Origin of the sequence: Desulfurobacterium sp., assembly GCF_027028515.1 — a bacterium.
GTDB lineage: Bacteria > Aquificota > Aquificia > Desulfurobacteriales > Desulfurobacteriaceae > Desulfurobacterium_A.
In genome coordinates, this window is record NZ_JALVIW010000043.1 from 1 (window position 1) to 4,819 (window position 4,819).

At 36.8% G+C, this 4,819-nt stretch carries 5 protein-coding genes; 2 read left to right on the forward strand and 3 right to left on the reverse strand.

Going from position 1 to position 4,819, the window contains the following annotated elements; genetic code table 11:
* The 3 genes from MV676_RS03875 to rsmD form a co-directional block, all read right to left on the reverse strand.
* Positions 1 to 850 (reverse strand): GIY-YIG nuclease family protein (locus MV676_RS03875; protein WP_297445432.1); only part of this gene is annotated, 850 nt, incomplete at its 3' end.
* 8 nt (positions 851 to 858) lie between these two features.
* The gene (locus tag MV676_RS03880; protein ID WP_297445433.1) at positions 859 to 1,506 is read right to left on the reverse strand and encodes a 6-carboxytetrahydropterin synthase; all 648 of its coding nucleotides are present in this window, start codon (positions 1,504 to 1,506) and stop codon (positions 859 to 861) included.
* The gene (gene rsmD / locus MV676_RS03885; protein ID WP_297445434.1) at positions 1,506 to 2,081 is read right to left on the reverse strand and encodes a 16S rRNA (guanine(966)-N(2))-methyltransferase RsmD; all 576 of its coding nucleotides are present in this window, start codon (positions 2,079 to 2,081) and stop codon (positions 1,506 to 1,508) included. The genes MV676_RS03880 and rsmD overlap by 1 nt, the downstream gene beginning before the upstream one ends.
* Before the next feature lie 52 nt (positions 2,082 to 2,133).
* Between rsmD and MV676_RS03890 the strand changes: the two genes are divergently transcribed.
* Positions 2,134 to 2,724 carry an outer membrane lipoprotein carrier protein LolA gene (locus MV676_RS03890; protein WP_297445436.1) on the forward strand — a complete coding sequence of 197 codons (591 nt, stop codon included), beginning with the start codon at positions 2,134 to 2,136 and terminating at the stop codon, positions 2,722 to 2,724.
* Between the two features lie 186 nt (positions 2,725 to 2,910).
* The coding region (locus MV676_RS03895) for a molybdopterin-dependent oxidoreductase (RefSeq protein WP_297445438.1) at positions 2,911 to 4,819 on the forward strand (1,909 nt) is incomplete at its 3' end.

Sequence of the window (4,819 nt, forward strand, 5' to 3'; positions counted from 1 at the left end):
CTAACAGTTTCTCCTCCCAAGGATCAACAGGATCAAAGGAAAACGTTTCCCTTCCATAAATCATTCCATTTCTAACGGTTAATTTAACCCCACTAAAAATTCCGTTTCGTTCTTCAAGATAAAAAATGTCGCAATTGGGATAAGAATCGAAAAGAAGAGAACTACGGGAATAAATTTCCTTAACTGCTAAAAGTTGATCTCTAAGAAAAGCAGCTCTTTCAAACTCCAGATTTTCTGCTGCTCTCTCAATCTCAAAATAAAGCCTCCTTATTAACCCTTTAACATCTCCACTCAGAAATGAAAGTGCTCCATCAACCTGTTTCCGATAATCTTCTTTACTTATCTTACCAGCACAAGGAGCTGTACATCTCTCTATATAAAACTGAAGACAGGGCTTTTCTCTTCTTTTCAGCTCCTTACACTTTCTAAGTTTAAATACTCTGTGTAGAAGATCCTTGAGTTTCCTCGCATTTTTAGGAGGAATAAATGGACCGAACTTTTCCCCTTTTACAGGATCTTTTTTACGAGTAATCTTAATTGTTGGAAAATCTTCATCTGTAATAACCAGATAGGGATAGCTCTTATCGTCCTTTAAAAGAACGTTAAAAGGAGGCAAATGTCTTTTTATAAGCTCAGCCTCAAGCTCTAAGGCCTCTCTTTCACTCCTTACAACTATATAGTCAAAATCACTGGAGGCTTTTATAATCCTATAGCTTTTGTCATTCGGATCAGTTGCAGAAAAATGAGAAGAGAGCCTGTCCTTTAAAGACTTAGCTTTTCCAACGTAAAGAACGTTTCCATTTTCATCTTTAAACAAGTAAACTCCCGGAAGCTCCGGAACTGTTTTCAATCTCTCCTTCATTTTTCACTGAATGAAGCACATGAATTTGGAGTTTCATAAACTTCAACTTTTGAACACTCAACTCCGAGGGGTTTAACGTTTTCAGAGATAAATTTATAGAAAAATCGAGCAAGGTTTTCCGAAGTGGGAGATCCTCTAAAAAAAGCCAGTCCATCTATAAGTCTCTGATAAAAATCCGTAACAGCTGTTTTCTCAAAGGAGTAATAATTATTAAAAGTAAAAAACAGGAACTCTTTAACCTGGTCAAGACCAAGTGTAGAAACCTTCCCTGTTTTTACCTGATAATCTCCATTTACAGCCACAAAGTCTGCCTCTCCAAAAGGAACACTTAAGGTTCCCTCCTTTAAAATGCCAACTTTCTCGAGGAAAACTTCAAAAGCCGGATCATCACTTCCCAGTATCAGTTTGTGATCGAAACAATCATCAACAAAATCCTTCAACCATTTTAAGTGAGTAAAGTCTGTAACCATCTGGGAATCATCCAAACCATCAGACTGCAGATAAACTACAAGTTTATAGTTATGACCATGACCAGGAAGACGACGGCACTTTGGGTAAGAAGTTCCCGCCCATCTGGGGTTTAACTTCTGGGAGTGAACTGAATGAGCAGCGGAAAACTCAAAAACTTTAGATATTTCAAACATTACTCCTCCTCAGGATTAAAATTAAGAAAGCTAACTGTAGTTGTTCCGTAATTTCTCTTCTCAACCAACCATTTTTCATCTTCAGGTATAAAAGGATTCTTTTTAGGTTCTTCCAAAATCAAAAGACCATCTCTATCCAACAATCCCAACCTTCTAACCATATTTACAACCCTAGTATAATAGCCCTTTTCATAAGGAGGATCAGCATAAATAAAGTCAAAAACCTGACCTTTTTTCGCCAGTCTTTTTAGAGCATCTATGTAATCCGAACAGATAATTTCATACTTATTTTCCGGGATCCTCAGTCTTTTAAGGTTTTCCCTTATTAACCTGCAAAAGCGTCTGTCATTTTCAACAAAAACCACTTTATCAGCCCCTCGGCTTAAAGCTTCTATTCCTACAGCACCAGTCCCGGCGAAAAGATCCAAAAATCTGGTTCCTTCCAGATAATTGTTAAGTATCGAAAAAACAGACTCTTTAACTCTCTCTGTTGTCGGTCTCAAAAGTTTCGTGTCTTCCCTCTTAGGCATTGACTTGATTAATCTTCCTTTATACCTTCCACCTACAACTCTCACTGCTTCCCCTTTAAAGGAGGTTTCAGTTAAATTTAATGGCCTGGAGGTTATTGTGAAGGCCCTTTCTCTCGCTTTAATAACCCTTCTATTTGTTACACCCTCATGGGGTAATGAACCTTGCAAGGTAATAACCAATCTTTTTAAAGGAACGAATACAGCATATATACTCTTCAGTCAAAAAACATCCCTACCTATTGCTGGAAATAATGTTACCCTTTACAAAGGGGAAATCTTCTATAAAAGACCTCTTCAGTTCATGTGGCATTATACATGGGGAAGTAAAATGAAAATTATTTCAGATGGAAAATCAATAGAAACCTGCTTTGACGATGGTTCCTGCCAGATTTATTCACTTAGTGAAACTACAGATCTGTTTCCTCTTTTACTGCTTGCAGAATCTCCGGAAATATTTTTAGATAAATACCGGGTTGTTAAAACCCAAAAAAGTAAAAACTCTGAAATCTGCGAACTTGAAGCTAAAGATAAAAATCTATTTTTCAAAAAACTTATCTTTTTCTTTAAAAAAGAAAAACTTAAATCATTTAAGACCATACAGAGAGATGGTACAGAAGAAACGTTCATCATAAAAGAGATAAAACTAAACGTACCAATTAATAAAAATATCTTCAAGTTGAAGGAGTAAGCCGGCCTAAGCCGGCTCAGGAGGGTACCATGGGAACTGGAAGGAGGGAATGTATCGGGTAATATAGTTAAAACATTAGAATGTGTCAAGTGTTGTAATGTTAGGAACGTTCTAATATAATAAATTTGTTCCTCATAGCCCATTCTATGATATCTTTAATTCTCTACACTGTCTCAGGAGGAACAATTGAGAAGGACAGTCTGCACCTACTGCGGCGTAGGTTGTGAACTCGGATTTAACCACAAGAACGAAGTCGTTCCGTTGAAAGAAGGCACTGTCAGTAAAGGGAAATTGTGTATAAAAGGACGTTTTGGTCACCAATTTGTCAACCACCCTGAAAGAATAAAAGGAGCTTTAGTAAAAGAAGAAATTCTGGAAGAGTTTAGAATAGATAAAAGTAAATTCAAAGAGAGGAACGGCTTCTTTGTTGTTCCTTATCAAACAGCCTACAGTATAGTTGCAGAAAAGTTGAAGAATATAATTAGAGAGTTTGGCAGGAGTTCTTTTGCAGCCATTGGAGGAGCAAGAACAAACTGTGAAAGCGCTTACCTATTTCAAAAATTCACCAGAGAAGTAATCGGCTCTCCACACGTAGACAATTGCGCCAGAATATGTCACGCTCCGTCTCTAAAAGGACTAAGGGCAACTGTAGGGGAAGGAGCGGCTTCAATTCCATTTGATGAAATATACAACGCCGAGTTTCTGTTTATCTTAGGCTCAAATACAACTGAAGCTCATCCAATAGTAAGCCACAGAGTTATTGAACAGGCACAAAAAGGAGTTCCACTTGCAGTTCTTGATGTTAGAGAAATAGGACTTTTTAAATTTGCAAAATATAAACTCACAATACCATTTGAATCAAATCTTCTTTTTCTTAACGCTCTAACAAGAACAATATTAGAGAATGAGCTTTATGATAGAAATTTCATCGAAAGAAACGTTTCAAACTTCAAAGAATTTAAGAATAAGCTCCTATCAGATGAATGGGCTAAGCCAGAAGTCTTCAAAAAAATTCCGGGATATGAGTACATAACAGAAGAAATCTACCGGATAGCTGAGGAAATTTCTCAAAAAAGAACTATTTTTATGTGGGGATTAGGGATAACAGAACATACTGATGGAAGCGAGTCCGTTGCAGCAATAGCAAATATTGCCATCTTAACAGGAAATATCGGAAAGGAAGGTTGTGGGCTTCTTCCTTTAAGGGGCCAAAATAACGTTCAGGGGGCATGTGATGTTGGAATGCTTCCTTATTTCTTACCTGACTATAGAAAACCTGAAGTAGAAGGTTATAAAACTCCTGAAGTAATAGATGCCATTTTAGAAGGGAAGATAAGAGCTCTATGGGTTATGGGAGAAGATATTGCTCACGTTCACCCTAATCAGAAAAAGATTAGAGAAGCTCTCGGAAAATTAGACTTTCTGATTGTTAATGAACTCTTCCCGTGTCAGGTTACAGAATTTGCAGATGTTATTTTTGGTGTAAAAAGCTGCTACGAGAAAACGGGAGTTTACATTAATGCAGAAAGAAGATTACATCTTTCAGAACCAATATTCAATTCTGATTTACCAGATGACTGGGAAGTTATAGCTGAAGTCTCTAAAAAATTGGGGAAAGATTTTGGCTTCCGTTCAACAGAAGAAGTATGGAATGATTTAAGGAGAGCAGCACCTAAAAGATTTGGTGGAGCAGACTATAAATTGTTAAAAGAAAACATACTCAACGCTCCTCAATGGCCTGTCAAAAACGGTAGAGGAACACCAATTCTTTTTAAGAACGGTTTTCCAACAGAAAACGGCAAAGCCAATCTGTTTTATTCACAGTATAAACTAAGAGGAATGGTAAAAGAACTAATTGAAAATAGGGAAGTTTCGAGCTTTTATTTAACAACAGGAAGGATTCTTCCTCACTATAACAATGCGAATCAAACATCACGATGTGAAACTCTTGAAAAATTTAAAACATTTAAAGAAGATGTTATCTATGCCAATCCTGAAGATATGCAAAAATTTAAAGGAGCCAAAAAAGTCATTCTCGTTTCTGAATACGGAAAAACTTCACCCTTACCAGTTGAGTTCAATCCACATATCAAAC

Excerpts from the sequence above, each read along its gene's own strand:
- MV676_RS03880 (WP_297445433.1), bottom strand. The coding sequence starts at position 1,506 with ATGTTTGAAATATCTAAAGTTTTTGAGTTTTCCGCTGCTCATTCAGTT.